Origin of the sequence: Agrobacterium tumefaciens (assembly GCF_005221325.1) — a bacterium.
Lineage (GTDB): Bacteria > Pseudomonadota > Alphaproteobacteria > Rhizobiales > Rhizobiaceae > Agrobacterium.
Genome location: NZ_CP039889.1, coordinates 904,570 through 924,937 on the forward strand (window position 1 = coordinate 904,570; position 20,368 = coordinate 924,937).

The 20,368-nt window shown below is 59.4% G+C and carries 17 protein-coding genes and 1 tRNA gene; 10 read left to right on the plus strand and 8 right to left on the minus strand.

Features of this window, described 5'->3' with window-relative positions:
- Positions 1-72: 72 nt before the first annotated feature.
- The 6 genes from CFBP5499_RS18975 (at position 73) to CFBP5499_RS19000 (ending at position 5,608) form a co-directional block, all read left to right on the plus strand.
- Positions 73-882, plus strand: coding sequence for an iron-siderophore ABC transporter substrate-binding protein (locus tag CFBP5499_RS18975; protein ID WP_233284216.1), 810 nt, complete (start codon positions 73-75; stop codon positions 880-882).
- Entirely contained in the window at positions 879-1,928 is a 1,050-nt protein-coding gene (locus CFBP5499_RS18980; RefSeq protein ID WP_080829313.1) for a FecCD family ABC transporter permease, read from the plus strand. Before CFBP5499_RS18975 ends, CFBP5499_RS18980 begins: the two co-directional genes overlap by 4 nt.
- Positions 1,925-2,899, plus strand: coding sequence for a FecCD family ABC transporter permease (locus CFBP5499_RS18985; protein WP_080829311.1), 975 nt, complete (start codon positions 1,925-1,927; stop codon positions 2,897-2,899). The genes CFBP5499_RS18980 and CFBP5499_RS18985 overlap by 4 nt, the downstream gene beginning before the upstream one ends.
- Positions 2,892-3,695 carry an ABC transporter ATP-binding protein gene (locus CFBP5499_RS18990; protein ID WP_080829309.1) on the plus strand — a complete coding sequence of 268 codons (804 nt, stop codon included), beginning with the start codon at positions 2,892-2,894 and terminating at the stop codon, positions 3,693-3,695. Before CFBP5499_RS18985 ends, CFBP5499_RS18990 begins: the two co-directional genes overlap by 8 nt.
- A gap of 351 nt (positions 3,696-4,046) precedes the next feature.
- A complete protein-coding gene (locus CFBP5499_RS18995; protein WP_080829307.1) occupies positions 4,047-4,589 on the plus strand; it encodes an RNA polymerase sigma factor in 543 nt (180 codons plus the stop codon).
- Positions 4,590-4,648: 59 nt separating this feature from the next.
- Entirely contained in the window at positions 4,649-5,608 is a 960-nt protein-coding gene (locus tag CFBP5499_RS19000; protein ID WP_233284217.1) for a FecR family protein, read from the plus strand.
- A gap of 141 nt (positions 5,609-5,749) precedes the next feature.
- On the opposite strand, the gene pbpC is transcribed toward CFBP5499_RS19000, so the two are convergent.
- The 6 genes from pbpC to CFBP5499_RS19030 all read right to left on the minus strand — a co-directional run bounded on the left by pbpC (position 5,750) and on the right by CFBP5499_RS19030 (position 15,872).
- Positions 5,750-7,828, minus strand: a complete 2,079-nt coding sequence (gene pbpC, locus CFBP5499_RS19005) for a penicillin-binding protein 1C (RefSeq protein WP_080829304.1) — start codon at positions 7,826-7,828, stop codon at positions 5,750-5,752.
- Positions 7,825-13,281, minus strand: a complete 5,457-nt coding sequence (locus tag CFBP5499_RS19010) for an alpha-2-macroglobulin family protein (protein WP_080829302.1) — start codon at positions 13,279-13,281, stop codon at positions 7,825-7,827. The genes pbpC and CFBP5499_RS19010 overlap by 4 nt, the downstream gene beginning before the upstream one ends.
- A gap of 119 nt (positions 13,282-13,400) precedes the next feature.
- Entirely contained in the window at positions 13,401-13,589 is a 189-nt protein-coding gene (locus tag CFBP5499_RS19015) for a Trm112 family protein (protein ID WP_080829300.1), read from the minus strand.
- A gap of 10 nt (positions 13,590-13,599) precedes the next feature.
- Positions 13,600-14,271, minus strand: coding sequence for an LON peptidase substrate-binding domain-containing protein (locus CFBP5499_RS19020; protein WP_175416827.1), 672 nt, complete (start codon positions 14,269-14,271; stop codon positions 13,600-13,602).
- Positions 14,272-14,340: 69 nt separating this feature from the next.
- A complete protein-coding gene (gene trxA, locus CFBP5499_RS19025; RefSeq protein WP_080829298.1) occupies positions 14,341-15,309 on the minus strand; it encodes a thioredoxin in 969 nt (322 codons plus the stop codon).
- Positions 15,310-15,362: 53 nt separating this feature from the next.
- Entirely contained in the window at positions 15,363-15,872 is a 510-nt protein-coding gene (locus tag CFBP5499_RS19030; RefSeq protein WP_080829296.1) for a prolyl-tRNA synthetase associated domain-containing protein, read from the minus strand.
- A 253-nt stretch (positions 15,873-16,125) separates the two neighbouring features.
- Between CFBP5499_RS19030 and CFBP5499_RS19035 the strand changes: the two genes are divergently transcribed.
- Together CFBP5499_RS19035 and CFBP5499_RS19040 are read left to right on the plus strand one after the other, a co-directional pair.
- A tRNA-Gly gene (locus CFBP5499_RS19035) sits at positions 16,126-16,200 on the plus strand.
- A gap of 226 nt (positions 16,201-16,426) precedes the next feature.
- Positions 16,427-17,119: a glutathione S-transferase family protein gene (locus tag CFBP5499_RS19040; protein WP_080829294.1), complete on the plus strand. Its 693-nt coding sequence runs from the start codon at positions 16,427-16,429 to the stop codon at positions 17,117-17,119.
- Between the two features lie 658 nt (positions 17,120-17,777).
- On the opposite strand, the gene CFBP5499_RS19045 is transcribed toward CFBP5499_RS19040, so the two are convergent.
- Together CFBP5499_RS19045 and CFBP5499_RS19050 are read right to left on the minus strand one after the other, a co-directional pair.
- The gene (locus CFBP5499_RS19045; protein ID WP_080829292.1) at positions 17,778-17,990 is read right to left on the minus strand and encodes a hypothetical protein; all 213 of its coding nucleotides are present in this window, start codon (positions 17,988-17,990) and stop codon (positions 17,778-17,780) included.
- A 143-nt stretch (positions 17,991-18,133) separates the two neighbouring features.
- Positions 18,134-18,820, minus strand: coding sequence for a S24 family peptidase (locus tag CFBP5499_RS19050; RefSeq protein WP_233284540.1), 687 nt, complete (start codon positions 18,818-18,820; stop codon positions 18,134-18,136).
- 130 nt (positions 18,821-18,950) lie between these two features.
- Here CFBP5499_RS19050 and CFBP5499_RS19060 point away from each other — a divergent pair, with 130 nt between their 5' ends.
- Positions 18,951-19,280 carry a helix-turn-helix domain-containing protein gene (locus CFBP5499_RS19060; RefSeq protein ID WP_065656421.1) on the plus strand — a complete coding sequence of 110 codons (330 nt, stop codon included), beginning with the start codon at positions 18,951-18,953 and terminating at the stop codon, positions 19,278-19,280.
- Positions 19,281-19,569: 289 nt separating this feature from the next.
- On the plus strand, positions 19,570-20,313 hold the full coding sequence (locus CFBP5499_RS19065; protein ID WP_080829290.1) for a hypothetical protein: 744 nt from the start codon (positions 19,570-19,572) through the stop codon (positions 20,311-20,313).
- Positions 20,314-20,368 lie beyond the last annotated feature (55 nt).

Sequence of the window (20,368 nt, forward strand, 5' to 3'; positions counted from 1 at the left end):
TTTGCCTCCGGCGCCTCGGCGCAATGTTCGGGCCGGACCTTAACATCCGGCGTGTATGGTACACCGATCTGCGTGTCAGACACGCCTCGCAGGATCATTGTACTCGATCCCTTCTATAATCTGGGGATGGCGCTTGAACTCGGCCTGCCTTTGGTCGGCGCACCGCTTATGTCCGTTCAGGACCATGAACTGAAGGAAAAAGCCGGCAAGGCAACGGTCTCCGATATTGGCGAAGCCCGCCAGCCCAGTCTCGAGCGTATCGTGGCCCTGAAGCCGGACTTGATTGTCGGGGACGCAGCCCTGCACGGCCAATCCTACCAGAACTTCGCCAAGATTGCGCCGACTGCGCTCATCGATGCAAAGAACTGGAAAGACCATTTCCGCACATTGGCGCTCCTTTCAGGGAAAAGTGACGAGGCGGCAGGGATGCTGGCGACTTACGAAAAACGTGTCGCCGCCATCAGGGATAAAACTGCTTCCCATAAGGTGTCGGTCTTGCGGGTGACACCAAGCGGTTTTCATGTCTATCTCGACGGTCCGGCCGCCTATGCGCCCTATGCGGTTCTTCGTGATGCTGGCGTAAAACGCAGCACTTACGAAACGACTGACGACAACACGGTATTCAAACGGCCCGAATGGGAAGACCTCGTCCTTCTGGACGGAGACATTCTGCTTTACGTCGTTGCCGGCAGATATGACACGACCATGGACGATGCGCTTGCCGACCGCACGACCAGCAACCCCTTCTGGCAAATGTTGCCGGCAGTCGCATCCAGAAACGCCCACCGGGTCAAGCGCGAAACATGGATGAGCTTCAACGGCATTGGCTCCGCGAACAAAGTTCTCGATGATATCGAGCAATATCTGCTGGACAAGCCGTGACATCGTTTCGCGGATTATCGAAGGCGGAAAGACCGATACATGCTCGCAGGGCGGAATTTTTCTGCTCGGTCCTGCTTCTGCTCGCCATCGCTGGCCTGCTGGTTTCCGCCACGCTGGCAATAATAGCTGGCCCAGCGCCCCTTTCACCATCGACGGTGCTCTCTGCAATCTTCCGCTTTGACGGCTCGCGTGATCATCTCGTCGTGACGTTGCTGCGCTTGCCACGCGTCGCGGCGGCCATGATCGCAGGAGCGGGCCTGGCCGTTTCAGGCGCGATCATGCAGGCGGTGACAAAAAACCCTCTGGCTTCGCCGGGGCTCCTCGGCATCAATGCCGGCGCGGCTTTTGCAGTGGTCGCCGGCCTGTCGATCATGGGAGTTTCGGGCGACGCGCTGGTCTGGTATGCCTTTGGCGGTGCAGCTTTTGCCGCGCTCTGCGTTTTCTTCATCGGCTCTGTCGGCCGCGTTGGCGCGACCCCGCTGATCATGGTGCTGGCCGGAGCGGTGGTCGCGACATTCCTCACTTCACTGACCACGGCCATTCTGATCTTCGACCAGACGACCCTCGATGCCGTGCGCTTGTGGACCGTTGGTTCCCTAAGCGGTCGGACGATGGAGCAGGTCTTCACCGTCGTGCCATATTGGCTTGCAGGACTGTTCGGATCATTGCTGCTCGCCCGTCATCTGACGACACTCAGCCTTGGCACCGATGTCGCCACGGCGCTCGGCCAGAACCCGGCCCTTTGGCGCAGCCTCTCGGTCGTGATCGTCATTCTCCTATCCGGCAGCGCCGTCGCCCTTGTCGGGCCCGTCGGCTTCGTCGGCCTCGTCGTGCCGCACATCGTTCGCCTCGCCATCAGCGTGGATTACCGGTGGGTCATTCCCTTCAGCGCCGTCATCGGTGCGATCATGGTTGTTATCGCCGATCTCGCCGGACGGATCATCCTCGCCAACCAGAGTTTCCCTGTCGGCGTCACGATGGCGCTGATCGGAGCGCCATTTTTCCTCTGGCTGGCGCGTTATCGCACGGGGGCAGGCAGGTCGTGACACGAGCAATAGCTGTTCTGATCATTCTCAACCTTCTGGCCGTCATTGCTGCCATGATCTGGGGTGACCAATCAATTGCCTGGCATGATGTCGCCAATGCGCTCATCGGCAGTGCGCCGGCCGATCTGCAGATGATCGTCGTTGAATTCCGGCTTTCAAGAGCAATACTGGCCCTGCTTGCCGGCACAGGCCTTGCCGTTGCGGGCACGATCTCACAGACCGTCATGCGCAATCCCCTGGCGGAGCCCGGCGTTCTGGGTATCAATGCGGGCGCTGCGCTCGTCGCAAGCGTGGTTATCATCCTTTTTGCTGGCGTTTCACCAACCGTTCTGCCCTGGGCGGGCTTTGCAGGGGCCGTCACAATGGCAGCGGCCGTCTATGCGCTCTCCTGGAAAGGTGGCACCTCCTCTCTGCGGATCATCCTTGTCGGCATAGGCCTCAGTGCCATGGCCGGCGCGGGAACCAGCTTTCTGACCGCATTCGGCAATGTCATGGATGTGCAGCGGGCAATGATCTGGCTTTCGGGCAGCGTCTATGGCGCTGACTGGACCAAGGTCCAAAGCCTTCTGCTCTGGCTCTCCGTTCCACTTGCTCTGACCTGGTTCTCCTGCCGGCAGCTGGACCTCATCCGTTTCGGCGACGATGTGGCAACCGGGCTTGGACAGAAGGTCAATCTCGTGCGCGCATTCCTGATATTGCTCTGCACGCTGATATCGGGCGCCACCGTCGCCATGGTGGGGTTGGTGGGGTTTATTGGCCTGATCGCCCCGCATGTTGCGAGGCGGATCGTTGGCCCTGCTCATCGGGCCCTCATTCCGGTTGCGGCTCTGACAGGCAGTCTTCTACTGTTGGTCGCCGATATTATCGGCCGCACGGTCATCGCACCGGCGCAGCTGCCGGCCGGTATCGTCACAGCCCTGCTGGGGGCTCCGTTTTTTGCCTATCTTCTGAAGGGCCGCCGGCATGCATGAAGATTATCGCCTCGCGACACGCAATCTGTCCCTTGGATATAATGGCTCCGTCATCGTCGAAGACTTGAACCTGAAAATTCCGTCCGGGCATTTCACCGTTCTCGTCGGGAAAAACGGATGCGGCAAATCCACGATATTGCGTGCGCTCGCCGGACTTCTCAGTCCCATGAAAGGCGAGATATTTCTGGACGGTACATCGACCCGGAAAATTCCATCGCGGGAACGTGCGAAACACATCGGCGTCCTCACGCAGGGGCCGCAGGCTCCGGAAGGGCTGTCGGTCGCCGAACTGGTCCGGCAAGGGCGTTATCCCCATCGCAGGCTGTTCGAGCGCTGGTCCAGCCGTGATGAGGACGCATGCGCCCATGCTCTCGACCTGACCGACATGACATCGCTTTCCGGGCGCCAGGTGGAAGCCCTCTCCGGCGGTCAGCGGCAGCGCGCCTGGATCGCGATGACGCTTGCCCAGGAAACGGACATTCTTCTTCTGGACGAACCGACGACGTTCCTCGATCTCGCCCACCAGATCGAAATACTGGATCTGATCAGGCAGCTTGTTCATGATCGGGGCCGCACCATCGTCGCGGTCCTCCACGATCTTAATCAGGCGGCCCGTTACGCCGACGAAATCGTTCTTATCAGGGACGGCAGGATATTCGACGCGGGCGCCCCAAGCACGGTCATCACGGCGAGAAATGTCCTTGACGTCTTTGGCGTCAATGCCGTCATCATGCCGGATCCGATTTCGGGAACTCCGATGTGCGTGCCCGTTCCATCACAGGCCCGAGGCGCGTGACCTGTGGCTACCACGCAACATTCCCTGGGTTTTTCGTAAAAGACGCTTCTGTGTCCCGCCTTTGCGCGCATTCGCCCGCAAGCCAAAAGATGTAATGAATCCAGACATAAACATGATAAAAATTGTCCTCTTTTAAGCGTCAAGAGGATTTTTCACGGCTCCGGCCTTAAATCATTGCGCTTGCATCGCTTTTTACCCGTGACTAGAAATTCCTCACCGGCAACGAGGAGCCAAAACTTCGGTGCCGGATGATGACCAGGTTCGGACAACCCCTAAGGAGAGCACCCGGTTTGCGCTCCGTGTCCGCCTTCAGTTGTCGCACCTTGCAGATTGCGGAGGTTCAGGAAAGCAATGCGGACGTCGACGGCCAGCCTCAATGAAAATGACGGAACCGACCTGTTGAACAGGGCGATCGTCGAACATTACGGCGACATCATCAAGGCCGTGGGGGGACGCAGTCGCTCAGACGGGGCCGCGCGGGAAATCGTACACGATCTCTACGTCAAACTCGCCTTGCAGCCGGATGCCCTGTCCGGCAAGCGATCCATAAAGGCGTTCCTGTGCCGCGCCGCTTCCAATATGCGGATCGACCGGATCAGGCGCGAGCAGTTCGAATCCAGGCTTTTTTCCGGCTCGGATGAAGATGCCAGGACCGTGGTCACGACAGATAGCGCGCCCGATCAGGGGTTGGCTGTCGAGGCACGGCTGACGGTTCTGAAACAGGCCATCGCCGACCTGCCCGAAAAACGGCGCACGGCCTTCATACTGCACAGGCTGCATCATCTTTCGCCCGACCAGATCGCCTCAAAGCTGAAAATTTCACGCAATATGGTCGACCGACATCTCAGGCGCGCGCTCAGCCATTGCCTCGACCGGCTTTTTGAAATGGAGTAAACATCCCAATCAACACAGCTCATTCGTCTACACATGGAAGAGCATAATTGGAGCGTTCCGTGCAACGTAGACGTCTGACGCGTGAGCAGCGCAAACGAAACAGAGAGGCAGCCGACTGGGTGTTTCGCAACCGCGACCCGGACCAGCCCGAAACGGAACGGGCGGAGTTTCGTCGCTGGATGGAGCTGGATCCGGAGAACTGTCGGGCCTACACGGCGGCGAAGCGCATTCTCGGTGAAGCGAGAACTGCGATACGGTCTGACGCCGGGCTGCGTGAAGCGCCGGTTGCATCCTCATCGCGCGGCCGCAACACGATCATCTCCTCGGTCGTCGCGATCATCGCCGCCGGAACATTGTTCGTCGCTCTGGATGGCCCGATGCGCATGAGTGCGGATATCATGTCCGGCTCCGATGAAATGCCTGAAGTGACACTGGAGGATGGCTCCCGGGTTCAATTGAATGCGTCATCTGCAATCGCGCTCGATTTCACCAGCGAGCGACGGACCGTCCGGCTCCTGCGAGGACAGGCATTCTTTCAGGTAAGTCCGGATGCGAAGCGACCTTTCTCCGTCAGCACCGACGATACCCTGGTCACAGCTCTCGGCACGGCCTTCGATGTTCGTCAAAGCGCCACAGACACTCGCATCGCCGTTACGGAACATTCCGTGCGGGTCGAATTCAAGGCGCAGGGAGCCATTCCGGTGAAAGTCGAGGAAGGCGAAGAAGTGCTTCACTTGAACGAGACAGGGAAAAGCACGATCCGAAAAACGGATGCCAACACGGCGCTGGCCTGGCGTCGGGGCCAGCTCACCGTGGACAACGTGCCCCTGTCCTACGTGGTCGAAGAAATACAGCGGCATTTTCACGGGCGCATTGTCATAGGAAACGAAGCGACCGCACAGCGGGTCGTCAGCGGCACGCTCTTCGTGACCGATACAGAGAGCGCGCTGAATTTCCTGCGTACTGCCCTCAACATCCAGACATACAAGATTGGTCCCATCATCGTCGTAACGTCCTGACGCCGCGAGGGCAGGAGATTGGGCTAGCTGGGCCTCGCCGTTTTCCTCAATAGACGCGGTGCCGAACTTGTCCCTGTTTTCCAGCGTATTTCACTGAAAGCTCCCACCGTCGACCAAGCATTTGGCTTTCCGTCCCAGACCTTACTCGACAAAAACCCGCACACTCGAGGCGCGGCCATCGGCGTCGATCACTGTCAGCGTCGAATAACCCTGCCCCTCCGGTCGCCATTCGCTGTTGCGGCGATGAGAGGCATCCGGCAAAGGCAAGCCGTTGGCGAGCCAGCGGAAAGGTGCCCGTCCGCCCTGCAGCTTCAGCACCAGCGGCGAAATGCCGGACTGGCTGGAGAGTTCCACACGCGCGCCCTCCGGCGGGTAGACGATGCGCGGGGCGCTTTCCCGTCTGGACGCCGAAAGCAGGCCGTTTGCGGTCGTGGTAAAGCGCCGCTGGTTGGCGGGAAGGTCGGTTACGGCGACGCGCGCAATGCCGGAGGGTGGGCCAAGCATCGGCGTCACCGCCACGCCGGATTTTGCGAAAGCCTCGAACAGGATCGGGGCCGCCGTCGCATAACCGGCAATACCCGGCACCGCGCCATTATCAGCGCGGCCAACCCAGACGCCGATGACGTGCCGCCCGTCATAACCCACCGACCACGCGTCGCGATAACCATAGCTGGTGCCGGTCTTGTAAGCGATACCGCGCTGTTTCATGCCAAGCGGCGGCAGCACGCCGGAGAGTATGTCGGTGACGTTCCAGATCGCGGCATCGGAAAACAGCCGGTCACCCTCCCGCCGTTCCGGGGCGGCGCGGACGCCGTCTCCGAGCCGCACGGGATCACCGCTGCCGGCAAGCCCGGCATAAAGCTGCACCAGATCGACGAGGGAAATGCCGGCACCGCCGAGCGCAATGGCAAGCCCAGGCGCTTCATTGGCCGGAAGCACCAGTTTGACACCCGCCCGCCGGAACCGCACCATCAGCGCCGATGGACTGACCGCATCAAGCAGCTTGACCGCCGGCACGTTGAGCGACAGTTGCAGCGCCTGCCGAATGCTGACATCGCCCTGATAATGCATGTCGAAATTGCGCGGTCGATAACCGGAAAAATCCGCCGGGCGATCCTCGATGATGGTTTCCTGCCCGACAAGACCATCTTCGAAGGCAAGACCATAGATGAACGGCTTGAGGGTGGAGCCCGGTGAGCGCACCGCCCGGCTCATCTCAACGAAACCGCGCCTTGCCGTATCGAGATAATCCGCCGAACCGACCTCCGCCAGAATATCGCCGGTCAGCGCATCGGCCATGACGATGGCGACGGAGACCTTGTCGCCAAGCTTGTCCGCCGCATGGCGGGCAACGCCTTCCAGCTCCCGCTGGATCGGCAATCTCAGTGTCGAATGCACCTGAGTGGCATTCTGGAATTTTGCGCGTGCTGCAACCGCCATGTGTGGCGCATAGGACGGCAGGTCTTGCCGGTTGACCGGCACCGCCGCCGATGCGGCCCGCTCCGCCTCTCCTTCACCTACCACGCGCTCCACGGCAAGTCGTTGCAGCACCCGCTCGCGCGCCTCGCTCGCCGCCTCCGGGAAACGATCCGGACGGCGCTTTTCCGGCAATTGCGGCAACGCCACCAGAAGGGCGGCCTCCGCGGTATCAAGCCGGCCCGGTTCCTTGCCGAACCAGGCAAGGCTTGCCGCGCGAATGCCTTCGAGATTGCCGCCATAGGGGGCGATATTCAGATAAAGATCGAGGATCTCAGCCTTGTCGAGCCTTCTTTCTATCTGGAGCGCACGCGCAGCCTGCAGGAACTTGGCCGAGAATGACCGATCAGCGCGCGGCTCGATCAGCCGCGCCACCTGCATGGAAAGTGTGGAAGCGCCGGAGACGATCCGGCCGTTGCTCAGCAGTTGCCAAGCAGAGCGCACAAGCGCCCAGGGGTCGACGCCGTGATGATCGTAAAAACGCTGGTCCTCATAAGCAACCAGCATGCGCAGGAATTGCGGATCAACCTCGGCGGCCGTGGTCTTCAGCCGCCAGCGGCCATCCGATGTCGCGAAGGCACGGAGCAACTTCCCATCGCGATCCAGCACCTCGAAGGACCGCTGCTGCGCCGCGTGGAGCGGTGGCGGATAGGCCTTGTCGAGCGCATCAAGACCGAAGGCCGCACCGCCAAGAAGCAATGCGGCCATTACGATGCCGATGATAACAGCCTTTTTCCGCGTCATGGGGTTGCCGAACGCACCTCCATGCGGCCGGTTGCCGTGCGGGCGGCAAATTGCGGCCGGTACATATCCTCGACCGAGGCTGCCGGATGATCATAGGTGCCGGGGGTGACGGCGCGGACCACATAAGCGAGCGCAATCTCCGAACTGTCGCCGGCGGAGCGGTCGAAGGCCGCGACGAAACGGTCATAGCGGAATTCGGTATGCGCCGCTTCCGTTTCCGGCAACCAGTCGAAATTCGACAGTTGCGCAGAATTGACGAGGCTTGGATTGTCGATCTCGAAACCGGAGGGCAAAAGATCGGTCACCAGAATGCGCGACTGCCAGTTATTCTGCGGCACCACGTTCAGCACCACCACATAACGCTCGTTTTGCGTGACCTCGCTCGGGTTCACCTCCTCGCCATCCATGGAATAATAGGTGCGGGTGATGGTGAAGCCCTCACCGCCGGCGGCGAGCGGCTGCGCCGGCGGCGCCACCGTGGTGACGACAGCCGTGACCGGATCGGCCGAGGCGTTGGCGATCTTCAGCGGCGCGGCCAGCAATTCATCGCCGCTCATCCGCTTGCCGAAGCCGCCGGTCTGCAAATCGCCATTCACATCGAGGCGGATATCCTTGTCCTCGCCTTTGACGGCGCGGGCGGCGAGCAGCATCCAGGCCTGTTCCTGGGTGCTGGTATAGGGCTTCTTTTCCCATTCCTTCGCCACGGCACCAGCAAGCTGCGGCACGACGGCCGGAACCGGACGGCTTTCGGCCGCAAGCGCCAGCGTCGCCGCACCATCGCGCAGCGCAGAGCCATAATCTGCACGCGCGAGACTGACATTGGTGGCACGGCTTGCCATGTCGAGCGAAGCGCCGAACACGCTCTTAGACCGGGCCTGATCGCCATAAAGCGAAAGGGCGGCGGCAACCTGCGCCTTGGCGAGCGGCGTCGGGAAATCGGCGAGCGCCGTATCCGCGTAATAACGCAGATCGTTGATCGCCGCCTTGCGGTTGCGCGCCAGAACATAGAGCGAATAAGCGATCTCGTTGCCACGATCCTTGACATTGCTGTCATAGGAGAGGCCGTTCTGCAGGTTGTTCAGCGCCTGCACCATGGCCGCTTCGGGCACGTCGTAACTCTGCTCGCGGGCGCGGGTCAGGAAATCGGTGATATAGGCGTCGAGCCACAGATCGCCGTAACCCGGAGACCAGAGGCCGAAACTGCCGGAACTCGACTGGAAGGACAGCACGCGGTAGATCGCCTCCTGCACCCGCTTGCGGGTATCGGGGTCCTCAGCCATGCCGCTGTCCTTCGTCAGTTCCGAGAGATAAAGCAACGGCAAAGCGCGGCTCGTCGTCTGTTCGGCGCAGCCGTAAGGATATTTATCCAGCATCATCACCAGCGCCGGGATATCGAAGGCCGGCGAGCGCGTGACGTTGACCGCGACGGAAGACCCCAGCAGCATGCTATCGGCCAACAGATCGCCGTTGATCGTCAGGCTGCTATTGGGCGCAATCTTGATTTCGCGCCGCGTCGTGACCGGCAGAACGGCCGGGCGCACCGGAACATTCAGAACCTGCTCCAGCGAAATGCCTGATGCATTGGAGACCTTGATGGTGATCGCACCATTCCCGGGTTGTTCGCCCGTCAGCGGAACGGTCAGCGACGACTTGCCGCCCTTTTGAAGCGCCAATGTCTGAGACATCTCGCCCTGATCCACCGTCAGCGCCGTGTTACTGGTCACATCCAGCCGGTAATCGCCGGCTTCGCCGTCGGTATTGGCGATATCGAGCCGCAATTGCGAGACATCGCCGGGTGCGAGGAATTTCGGCGCGCTGGCGATGACCACAACGGGATCACGGATGATGGCATCGGAGACCGCATGGCCAACACCCGTCTTCGTCCAGGCCACAGCCATGATGCGAGCCGTGCCGTTAAACTGCGGAATATCAAAGCTGATTGTCGCCTTGCCGTCGGCGTCGAGTTCGACCGGACCGGCAAAGAAGGCCACCAGCTTTTCGGTGGGCGGGCTGCCCTGAAGGGCTGCCCCTGCGCCATCGCCGCCGGTGCGAAGCCGGCCGGTGGCGCCAAGCGAACCGTCGATCAGGCGGCCATAGAGGTCGCGGATTTCAAGCCCCAGCCGGCGCTGGCCGAAATACCATTCATCCGGCTTCGGCGGCTCGTAGCGGGTGAGGTTCAGAATGCCGACATCCACCGCCGCAACGATGGCATAGGCCTTTTCGCCGACGCCAGCACCGGCAACGGTGATCGGAATTTCAAGCGGCTGGCGCGGCAGTGTCTTCTGCGGCGCGCCAAGCGTTACGGCAAGCTTGCGCTCGGCCGGATCGACGGCAAGCCACTTGATGCCGATGGCGCGCATCGGCATGCGGCTTTCCTGCGCATCGCCCGGACGGAACAGCGTCGCCGTGACGTAAGCGCCCGCGCCCCATTCCTCGGTGACGGGAATATCGATCTCGCCGCCATCCGCGCCGATCTCGGCATTCTGAACGGAAATCAGCTTCTCGGAACCTGATGTCACCATCAGCTCACCGGCAAAACGCGAGGACACCTTGAGTTTGGCCGTATCCCCGATCTTATAGCTCTGTTTGTCCAGCGCGATTTCCAGCGCATCCGGCGTTTCCGTCGAGCTTGCCTCGACGTAGAAACCGGCATCGAATTCGACGCTGGAAACCGGCGCGCCATTGCCGGCGCCCTCCACTTCCAGCCGGTAACGGCCCCAGGTGACGGGAACGGAAATCTCGCCGCCATTGGCATCGACCGAAAGCGTGCCGGTTTCCTGCTGCTTGGTATATTCCACCGGCTCGTAACGCCAGGAGTTGCCCTGACGATACCATTGATAGTTCCGCTCGACCTTGATGAGCTTCCAGCTGAGGCCGCTCATCGCCTGTTTGGCGCCATCGGCATCAACGCCAATGATTTGGAAACGGCCAACGGAATTCTGCGCAAGATCGCCGGAAAATTGCGGCTTGATGCCGATCACAGGCGCTTCCGCCTTGATGGGCAGCGTCAGCGAGCGCTCCACGGCACGTCCACCCGCCTCTTGCATACGCACGGTGATGTTGGCGGAAAGAAGCTGGGTGGTGGAGGGCAGGTCGGTGAGATCGACGTTAAAGCTCGCCTTGCCCTCTTCGTCCAGAACCGGCAGATCGGCAAGCGTGGTGCGGTTTTCCTCTTCGCTTTCCTCATCGGCCAGACCAAAGAAATAACCTTCGAAATCCGTGCTCGTGCGCGTCGGCTTAACTGCGATCTCGCCTTCCAGCGTCAGGCCGGCGGCCGGGGCGCCATAGAGATAACGGCCATCGACGTCGATTGCCGTTTCCGCACCCGGGTCGATCTGTTTTGCCTTGCTCGAAAGGTCAAACTCGGTGCGGTCAGGCACGAAATCGTCAACGAGGAAGCTCTTTTCGCTGATGGCAGCCGTCTTCGGATCGGTATGGATGCGCATTGTCCAGGTGCCGCGCATGGCATTTGCCTGCAACGGCAGATCGACCGCATGGCCGCCGAGCGCCTTGCCGTCGCTGACGAAGCGCCGGTCCTCAACGCCATCGGGGCGTGAGAAGATGAAGGTGAGTGGCAGATCCTCGATTGCCTTGCCATCGACATCACGGGCAAGCGCTGCCGCATGCACGGTCTCGCCAGCGCGATAGATGCCGCGTTCCGTCCAGCTAAACACGTCGATCGCACCGGGTGCGGCACGTCCCGTCACGCCACGGTCGGAGAGATCGAAGCCGGCGCGGGTCATGTCGAGGAAGACGTAATCCTTGTCGCCATTGCGCGCGGTCAGGATTGCCGGCGCTTGCGCCGCAGTACCGCGCATCAGGCCGGCCGAGAACACCGCACGGCCGTCTGCATCGGTCTTTGCCGTGCCCAGTACGTCGTTATTCTTGGCAAGCAGTTGCAAATCCACATCCGCAAGCGGCTTGGCGCTGCCAAGCGCGCGGACGAAGACATTCAGGCCGTCGGTGCCGGCATAGGTGGTGATGCCGGTATCGGAGACCAGGAACCATTGCGTGGCGCGGGAATCCCATGTTTCCGGTGCTACGCCAGGCGGCACGGCGGTCAGCACATAGATGCCGGGTTTGCGCTCCGGCAGGGCCTCATCCACCGGGAAACTCGTCACCACATCCTTGTTGAGATCGGGCTTGATCTCGATCGAGCCCTGCCAGACGAGTTCGCCGATCTCGTTTTCGATACGGTCGGCATTGTAACCGTCCATCTGCGTCAGGAACTGCGAATTGGAAAGAAGCGAGGTGATGTTGCGGTCGCCGACGCGATAAAGCTTCAGGTCGGCTTTGTCGGCATTGACAGAGACGATCGGGATGCCGCGGCGCGCGGTGCCCGGCAGCACGAAATTCTCACCCGTAAAGCGCACGGTCGCGGCGCGGTCGCGCACGTAAATATCCAGATTGACCTGCTTTTCCAGCGGTTCCTCCACGGAGGACGGCAGGCCGGCGCGAAACGCGATCTTGTAACGCTGGCCATGGGTCAGGCCTTCGACACATATCTCGCTGCCCTTCGCTTCGATGGCCTTGGGGGCCGCCCCATCCAGCGTAATGAAGGAGGAATAATCGACGCCATTCTTCACCAGCGGTTCGGAAAACTGCACGCAGGCGCGCGGGCTGACGCTGTCCGTATCCACCGTATTGTTGATGACGCGGAAACCCTGGCGGGTGCGCAGGTCGGCATAGGCCGCTTTTGTCTGTGCATCGTCGGTGAGCGCAAGGCTCTCCTTATAGGCATTGAGTGCCGCGCGATAATTCTGGGTTCTCTCGAAAGCCTTCGCCAGCCGGTTCAGAGCCTCCGTTCGGGCGCTGACCGTGCGGCTCAGCTGATAGGCGTTGATGGCGGCCGACGCCGCCTGCCCGGCAATGGAATAATTATCGGTGACCAGCGCTGCCTTTTCCGAAAATTCCGCCCAGAGCGCGCCATCCTCAGGCGTGATGGCAAGAGCCGCCTTGTAGGTCGTGACCGCATCGGGGATATTACCCGAAGCCACCTGCTGCCGCGCCGTTTCGACCAGCGCGTCAACACCCTGTCCGGTCTCACCGTCATTTGCCGCAAGGCCGGATTTCAGCCGGCGCGCTTCCTGCTGCAGGCTGTCAGTGACGAAGGGCAGGCGCTGCGGCGCACCGATATCGGCCTCCGCCGCCACGTCCACGATCTTGCCGGCAACAGCGCCGGGGAAGGCGTTCAGCTGATTGAAATCGGATTTGAGGAAGCACCATTTCACCTTGGGATTGTAGGTGAAGGCCTTGCAGGCGGCGTCGCCGACGCAAATCTCGCCGCATTGCTCCAGCGAGACATTCTGCTCCGTGCGAAGATCAAAGCCGAAATAATCGCCGTTCTGGGTGGTTACCACCTTCCGCGAAGGTTCTGCTGCCGTGGCTGGAAGAAAAATGAAGGCGGTAGAGACCGCAGCCAACGAGACCCGGACAAGAGCGCGCAACGACATCAGTATTCTCCCCGCAACAGACATGTCGGGCGGGACTCTGGTCAAATCCACGCATGGTTGTCAACGCATCTTCGTCAATTCGCGACATGACAATCTGTGGAGAGCGGAAGAAGGGGAGACTAGTCTTCTATTTTGCGCGCTTCGGAAATCAGCATGATCGGCACGCCGTCACGGATCGGGTAAGCAAGCCTCGCGCTTTCGGAGATGAGTTCGTTGCGGGAGCGATCATAGGAAAGTCGGCCCTTCGTCAAAGGGCAGACCAAAAGCTCCAGCAGCTTCGGATCGACATTGCTCATCCTGTCGTCCATGGCGGCGATCCTATTGCAGCACGGTGCCGCCCTCGCCCGACCCCTGGGCAAGAACGATCTCGGTGATGGCAATCAATGTTTCGGCCCGCGTCTTCAGATCAGGCGCCTCGAGCAGCGCCTGTTTTTCAGCCGGACCGAAGGGAGACATCATGGAAAGGGAATTGACGAGGACACGATTGCCCGCCCTTTCCACGCTTTCCCAATCAGCCTCCAGCTGGTTTGCGTCCAGAAACGCGCGGAATACCCGGAGCAGATTTTCGCGATCAACCGCCTCCTCATCATATTCGCCGGAAAGATCGGCAATGAAGGGGGCGTGACGGAAGCTGCGATAGGGCTTGCCGGCCTCCACCTCTTCCAGCAAGCGGAAACGGCAGACACCGGTGAGAGAGATGACATAACGGCCATCCCCCGTTTCGGAAAAGGAGGTAATGCGGCCGAGACATCCGACCGCGCTCAAAGGCCCGCTTTCAATCCCCGCCTCGATGAGGTGAAGGGCCGGCTGCACCATGCCGATAATTCGGTGGCTCGCCAGTGCCGTGTCGATCATGGCAAGATATCGCGGCTCGAAAATGTTGAGCGGAAGATGGCCTTCCGGCAGAAGCAGCGCGCCCGGCAATGGAAAGACCGGCACGGTTTCCGGCAGGTCGTCGTTCTTCACGTATCTCGCATTTCCGACATGCATTGGGATCAAGCCCCCTGTTCACTGCTGCCCGGTCGGCGGCTCAGCCGCCACGGCCGGGATATGCCCGCATTACGAAAACAGTATCGCCGAAAGCTTCCTGCGACCCGCAATACTTGCCGGATCCTTGAAGCCCCAGGCCTCGAAAAACTCCAGAAGCTGGCGGCGCGCGCCGTCATCATCGAAGGTCCGGTCCTTGCGCATGACGTAAAGCAGATGGTCCGCCGCCTCATCGCGCCGTCCCTGTGCGTTCAGCACCTTGGCGAGTTTCACCCGCGCCTCGTGATGATCGGGATTTTGCGCGAGGTCTTGCTCAAGTGCGACCGGGTCACCGATTTTGCGGGCTTCTTCATATTGCGCGATCTTTTTCGCAACGAGCTGAATGCCCACATCGTCATTGAGTTCGGCAGGAAGGGAGGAAAGCAATTCACTGGCCCGCTCATATTGACCGACGGCAATCATGCATTCGGCAATACCGGCAATCGCCGCGGGATTTTCCGGATCGGCCTGCATGACGGCGCCGAAGAGCTGTGCCGCACCATTAAAATCGCCATCCGCCAGAAGCTGCTTCGCCTCGGTCAGAACCGCTTCGATCTCGGCTTTGGGATCACCCGCGTCAGGTCCGGCGATCTTGTCGATGAACTGCCTGATCTGGCTTTCCGGCACGGCACCCATGAAACCATCCACCGGCCGGCCATCGGCAAAAGCGACGATGGCGGGAATGGACTGGATGCCGAGCTGGCCGGGAATGGACGGATGATCGTCAATATTCAGCTTCACGAGCTTCACGCGGCCATTCGCCTCGTTGATGACCTTTTCGAGCACCGGCGTCAGCTGCTTGCACGGTCCGCACCAGGGCGCCCAGAAGTCCACCAGAACCGGCTGGCGGCGCGACTCTTCGAGAACGTCCTTGGAAAACCCCGCCGTCGTGGTGTCCTTGATGTGGCCGGAGGCCGCACCGTTCAGCTCGCCATTATGATGCGCGCTTGCGGTCATCTGCCCGCCATAGGAACCGCCGTAGGGATTATTCGTGTCGCTCATGCCGGTCTCCCGTAATCTCTGTCGCATGTCTCAGTTGAAGCAAAGATCGTATCTCACTCGCTGACTTTCAAGACAAGCGGTGCATGTCCGGTTGCCTCGAGAAAACGAATGAGATCCTTGGACGCGATCGTTGTCGTCTGGTCGTTGGAAAGCGGATGGCCGTTGACCAGCTCGTTTTCCAGGAGATCGCTATCGAGTACGAAAGTGACCTGTCTGGCCGTGTCGTTGATGGCCCCGAACACCGTGACCGAGCCCGGCACGACGCCCAGATATTCGCGCATTTTTTCCGGCCTGCCGAAAGAGACGCGACTTGCTGCACCGATGGTCTTGTGGACGCTTTTCAGGTCCACGGCGGCATTTTCCTCGACGGTCAGAACAAAATACTGATCCTTCTTGTCCTTCACAAAGAGGTTCTTTGTATGACCGCCGGGAATGAGATCACGCAGTGACTGGGATTCTGCGACGGTGAACACCGGCTCGTGCTGCTTCGTGATGTGAGAAATGCCGAGGCCGTCGAGAAACTCGAACAGCTCCGTTGCCGTCTTCTGGGAATTTTCCGTCATATCCTGCCGCCTGCTTCCGCCGATTCCACTGTCGTTCTTTCCTGATTAAGCGGGCGGCCGACGCTTGGCAACGCAGGAAAAACCGGCAAATTGAAAAATTATCAATCATTTCCGCCGCTTGTCGCATTTCCCAAAGAAATTTTCGCGTTTTTGTCATTTCCCTGTTGCATTCCAAAATCGATTGAGCGATATAGCGCCCGTCGCCGCTTGGTGGCCCACGGTTCAGCGAACTACCCCGGACCGGTGGATTTGAGCGGGTGTAGCTCAGGGGTAGAGCACAACCTTGCCAAGGTTGGGGTCGAGGGTTCAAATCCCTTCGCCCGCTCCAAATTTTCCCAGGAAAATCGATATTTAGACAGTCGCCCGTCCAGATGCGACGATTTTTCTCGCTGTTTCGGCTTGCGATCGGCGTTCTCATTCCATGCTGCCGAAGAACGTCCTCATCTCCATATCTACATCGACGGCCTGTGCACCGCGCGGCACGGTTGACTGAACGTCCCGCGAGGCGGAGGTTGTTCCTTTGGGAAATACGGACCTCGTATGGGAGACATAGGATGTCAAATATCGAAACAGTCCCTGGTTCTACGGAGATGACGGCGAACCCCACGATAACCGTTTTCGAGCGCTCTCCCGATGGCGGCCGTGGTCTCGCGCGCGATATGCCGGTGCGGTGGGCGCTCGAGGAAGTGGGGCAGCCCTATCACGTCCGGCGCCTGTCGTTCGCAGCGATGAAGGAAACTTCGCACCTCGCTTACCAGCCGTTCGGCCAGATACCCTCCTATGAGCAGGGTGACCTCGTTCTGTTCGAGTCGGGCGCGATCGTGCTCCATATCGCGCAGCATCATAGAGGCCTGCTGCCGGAGGACCCGCTGCGACGAGCCCGGACCATTGCCCGGATGTTCGCTGCGTTGAACACGATCGAACCGCCCGTCCTCAATTTCTCCACGGTCTGGCTCTTCGAACGCGATGAGCCCTGGCACGAAGCCCGCCTTGCCCGAGTGAAGGAACAGCTCCTGAAGCGCCTCGACGAGTTATCCGCGTGGTTTGGCGATCGCGAATGGCTTGAGGGTTCTTTCAGTGCCGCAGATATTCTGATGATCTGCGTATTACGTCGGCTGGAATCGTCTCGCATATTGAAAGACTACCGGAACCTCTTGGCCTATCTTGATCGAGGCAAGGCCCGTCCGGCGTTCCAGCGGGCCTACGACGCCCAATTGGCAGTATTCACAGCGGCACCAAAGAACTGACCCGGCGCAATTCAATTCCTGAACAAAAATCAGCCAAAGGCGGCAATGCATCGCAAGAATATGTTCGCCATGATCTTGCCATATTTCATTTCATGTGCTTTTGTGCAGCCGCCCTTGTGGGAGGGGGTAAAGGTTGAGACCCGCTGGCTGTGTTTAACAGTGAGCGGGTTTCCCTTTTTTTGGGCCGCACTCAGGATATGCGTCGGCCATCGCTGTGATGGGAACGCACAGGTTGTACTTTGTCACCACTTACCGGAATCTCTGGGAATATCCGATAATATCCGGGAACTGGTGACAAAGCCTTATAAATCAGGGGCTTTCAAGCGTGCAGGCGAGAAGCGATAGAAACCGAATTTGACAGACTGGCGGCGCGATCTGCGATGCGTCGTGGCAGAAACGGGAAAAATTCGAACGGCCCTCAACAACTCTTCAAAAACCACCCGATCGGTCTTTTAAGACCCCTTAAAGCCCAGAAAACCGGCCTTTAGAAATCGGCGGCCTCGCGCAGATATCTCACAAACAAGCACGAATGACGGCCCCGAAGCTAAATTGAACATGCAACTGTCTTGCAAGTTCGAAAAATCATGATTTTTTACAATGAAATCAAAGACAATAAGAGAAAGCCGCGTTGCGAGAAGATGCAACGCGGCTTTTTGCGTTATCGGACCAGGCCAAACCGTGACGGACGCTCTGTTAAGCTCGATCTCCAGTCGCCGTCGAAGCCGAACGAAGGTGCGCCGATCGGCTCGGAAAACCAGAAGTCAGTAAATGCCGCGATGTCCGGTTCGCAAAACCAGTGCGCTTCACCATTGGCATCGACAGCCCACCAACGGGCATTCTTCGGCGCGACCTTCCAATCGACATTCACCATCTCATTTCTCCGCTCTGCGAATGGAACAACAATGAACTTATCAGCCGGCGCCATACCCTCTTACCTCACATTTGGCGTTACTAATGTTCCTATTTTGTTCTCATTGCAAAATGAGTCAATGCCACTTCTGAGTGATTCCTAAATTATGCTCGACGAAGAAGGGAGAGCACCTGGCCGATGACGGAAAGATCATCTGCTACGTCCTCGTCGATGACTTCTTTGGGATAGCCATTCTGTTCGTTATCGGAACGCAATTCCAACGAGCCGTCCATCCGCCAGTTTGCCCGCTTCACCTTGATACCAGGTCCGACGCGGAACACGAAAACTTGGTCATCGACGATGTCGGTCTTGCTTTGATCGACGATCATAAACGCGCCGTCCGGGATGGTCGGCAGCATGCTTTCGCCTTTGGCTTCCAACATGATGCAATTTTCAGGCTTCGCGCCGATGCTTCGAAGGAAAGCGCGGCTAAAAGCTACGGAATTATGCAGGCCGTCGTCTTTGGGAATAAGGCCAGAACCAGCAGCCGCTTGAACGTCGTACAGCGGAATTTCCACCATATCGACACCTTCGGTTACAGTTGCAGATTCGGAAAACATGTTGCCTTCGCCCGTCAGTATCCAGAGGACATTAGCCCCGAAATTATGGCGATATGAATCCAGCACCGAAGCGGTCGGCTCCGAGTCTCCCTTTTCGTAATTTCCTAGCGTCGTTTTGCTGACGCCGAGCTGGGCCGCAAACACGTCTCTTTCAGGATCGCCGAGCTTTCTTCGCAACTCACGAAGTCGCGTGCCGAGCGCCGTTTTTGACGGAATCTCAGGTCTAGCCAATAAATCACCGCATAAATCCGATTTCCGATTTACAAAATCAGAATTCTGATTTATTCCTTTCTGTGTTCGCAGAATTAATAACCCCAAAAAAGGAGGCCGGTCAGGGCCTCCCTTCTGGAAGGAATCCTTTATGCACCGTGTCTCTGACGGCGGCAAGATGAGCCGTGCCGAACGCCTTCGGCTGGAAGAAATTGCCCGGATTAAAGGCAAGCTCATCGTAGCCAAAATTACGCTTGCCGAGATCGACAAGAAATATTGCCTGCCCACCGGTACTGCCGGCAATGCCGTTCATGAGCCGCACACGGCGGGTGAACGTGCCATCGCTGCGGCCCTGAAAACCCGGCCGCACCTTCTCTGGTTCTCCCGTTACATGCCCGATGGTCGCAGGCTTAGCCCGCAGCCTTCGGAGAACTACCGGAACGGCCGCCGCGCCGCCGAAGCGGAGCAAGCCGCAGCATGAAGCGTGGAACGGTTCGGGATTGCTGCTCTAGCCTGCCGCACATCGTGCGCAAGGCGTTTGTTCGCCCCGGCTGTCAGACCCAATCTCTCGACCGCTCCACACCCCGACAATCGCCGATCAGCAGACACCCCACAATGACGAAACCGCATGCCAATTTCGACAGCCCGATTTTCATTCCGTCACACTCTCGCGTGTGCCGGTGGGCCGAAACCCTGCTGATTTTTAGTCCTGCGTTCGCAGGCGTTTCGGCCGTCCTTTTCACCATCCTCAAAAACTATGGAGCAGCTCAATGAGCGCAGCAGTCCGCAACTACGTCGCAGTGCCTTTCTTTGACCGCGTCCCGCCACGGGTCATGGACCTCGTCATCACCACTTTCGACAACATCGTCGAGCGCGCGCAGAACAAACGCGAGGCCTATTATTTCTTCGCAACCGGCGTGAAACAGCGTCAGTTTGAAGGCCCGACCTTCGATGAATTCGCGGACTGGCACGAGCGCGTCAAAAACGGTCTGATCGAGCGCCCTCATCCATCCGAGGTTCAACCCGTCGCTATCACCCGAGCGGAGCTGCTGACGGCCGCATCTAATATCAGTGATGAGGCGGCGAACCAGCTGCGCGTCCACCCTCTTGAAGGCCGGACGATCACCAAAATTGTGCGGCGCGCCGAACGGGCCATGGCACTCAACGTTGCGCAGCTTTCCGAAGAGGAAGTTCGGCTGGAGCAGGCACGCGCAATTGTCAAAGCTGCCCATGCGCTCAACGAGGCGAAGCTTGCAGCCGGTTATAGCCCTGCCTCAATTACGCTGGATGACACGATCGTGCAGCAGGCTTTGACTGACCTTTTGACCACAGAGGCGGACGCCACCGTTCTGGACGCTAACGTTCATATGACAGTTGGAAACAAGCTGGTCGATCTCCTTCTAGGCGAAGACGATGCGGACATCGACGACAAGCTTGTCGGTTGCCTTACGATGGACATGCAGCCCGAGCTTTGCCGCCTTCTTGTGCGCTCAGACACGCCCAAATCCCGCTGATTTCCCGAATCGTCGCTCTGTTACCCCCAGGGAGCGACGCCAGATGCCGGGGCGG

Coding starts and splice junctions, on each gene's coding strand:
- CFBP5499_RS18990 (WP_080829309.1), top strand. CDS start 2,892: ATGCATGAAGATTATCGCCTCGCGACACGCAATCTGTCCCTTGGATAT.
- CFBP5499_RS18995 (WP_080829307.1), top strand. CDS start 4,047: ATGCGGACGTCGACGGCCAGCCTCAATGAAAATGACGGAACCGACCTG.
- pbpC (WP_080829304.1), bottom strand. CDS start 7,828: ATGACGCGGAAAAAGGCTGTTATCATCGGCATCGTAATGGCCGCATTG.
- CFBP5499_RS19010 (WP_080829302.1), bottom strand. CDS start 13,281: ATGTCGTTGCGCGCTCTTGTCCGGGTCTCGTTGGCTGCGGTCTCTACC.
- CFBP5499_RS19015 (WP_080829300.1), bottom strand. CDS start 13,589: ATGGACGACAGGATGAGCAATGTCGATCCGAAGCTGCTGGAGCTTTTG.
- CFBP5499_RS19020 (WP_175416827.1), bottom strand. CDS start 14,271: ATGCATGTCGGAAATGCGAGATACGTGAAGAACGACGACCTGCCGGAA.
- trxA (WP_080829298.1), bottom strand. CDS start 15,309: ATGAGCGACACGAATAATCCCTACGGCGGTTCCTATGGCGGGCAGATG.
- CFBP5499_RS19030 (WP_080829296.1), bottom strand. CDS start 15,872: ATGACGGAAAATTCCCAGAAGACGGCAACGGAGCTGTTCGAGTTTCTC.
- CFBP5499_RS19040 (WP_080829294.1), top strand. CDS start 16,427: ATGTCAAATATCGAAACAGTCCCTGGTTCTACGGAGATGACGGCGAAC.
- CFBP5499_RS19045 (WP_080829292.1), bottom strand. CDS start 17,990: ATGGTGAATGTCGATTGGAAGGTCGCGCCGAAGAATGCCCGTTGGTGG.
- CFBP5499_RS19060 (WP_065656421.1), top strand. CDS start 18,951: ATGCACCGTGTCTCTGACGGCGGCAAGATGAGCCGTGCCGAACGCCTT.
- CFBP5499_RS19065 (WP_080829290.1), top strand. CDS start 19,570: ATGAGCGCAGCAGTCCGCAACTACGTCGCAGTGCCTTTCTTTGACCGC.